Below are 1224 nucleotides of genomic sequence, written 5' to 3'. Positions count from 1 at the left end.
GCCCGACTACATGCTCCCCACCGCCTACGTCACCCTCGACACACTCCCCCTCACCCCCAACGGCAAGCTCGACACCACCGCCCTGCCCGCACCCGAACACACCACCAACACCACCGGCCGGACCCCACGCACCGCGACCGAAGAAATCCTCACCGGGATCTTCGCCGACGCCCTCGGCATCGACCACGTCACCATCGACGACAACTTCTTCGACCTCGGCGGACACTCCCTCCTCGCCATCCAGCTGATCAGCCGGGTCCGTGGGGCGCTGGGCGTGGAGCTGTCGGTGCGGGACCTGTTCGAGGCGCCGACGGTCGCGGGGGTCGCGGCACGGCTCGGTGACGCGGCCGGAGCGCGGGCGGCGCTGGTGCCGATGGACCGCCCGGAGCGGCTGCCGCTCTCCTTCGCCCAGCAGCGCCTGTGGTTCCTGCACCGGCTCGAAGGCCCCAGCGCCACCTACAACGTGCCGATGCGGCTGCGGCTGGCCGGCGACCTGGACGTGGCGGCGCTGCGCCGGGCCATGACCGACCTCGTCACCCGGCACGAGACCCTGCGGACCGTGTTCGCCGAGGTGGACGGGACGCCGTACCAGCGGATCGTCCCGGCGGAGGAGGCCCGGCCGGTCGTCGAGACCGTGGCCACCACCCCGGACCGGCTCGACGACGACGTGGCCGCCGCGGCCCGCCACACCTTCGACCTGACCCGCGAGATCCCGTTGCGGGCCTGGGTGCTGTCGGCTTCCGCCGACGAGCACGTCGTCCTGCTGCTGGCCCATCACATCGCGAGCGACGGCTGGTCGATGACACCGCTCGCCGCCGACCTCTCCCTGGCCTACGCGGCGCGCCGGGCCGGCCGGGCCCCGGAGTGGGAGCCGCTGCCGGTGCAGTACGCGGACTACACCCTGTGGCAGCGCGAAGTGCTCGGCGAGGAGAGCGACCCGGAAAGCGTCATCTCCCGGCAGATCGAGCACTGGCGCGGTGCCCTCGCCGGTCTCCCGGACCGCCTCGACCTGCCGACCGACCGGCCCCGGCCGGCGACCGCCGGCCATCACGGCGCCACGATCGCCTTCACCTGGGACGCGGAGCTGCACGCCGGGATCGTGCGGCTGGCACGCGAGCGGCAGGCCACGGTGTTCATGGTGGTGCAGGCGGCGCTCGCGGCCCTGCTCACGCGGCTGGGCGCGGGCACGGACATCCCGATCGGCACGCCGGTCGCGGGGCGTGC

1 protein-coding gene is annotated in these 1224 nt (G+C 73.8%); it reads left to right on the top strand.

The genetic code is table 11. The annotated features are described in order from the left end of the window. Positions 1-1224, top strand: a 1224-nt coding sequence (locus tag ACZ4K2_RS36950) for a condensation domain-containing protein (protein WP_467770027.1), incomplete at both ends; no start/stop codon positions are given.

It is taken from the genome of Streptomyces sp. NPDC025833, assembly GCF_055558055.1.
This window is presented reverse-complemented; position numbering and strand designations above follow the sequence as displayed.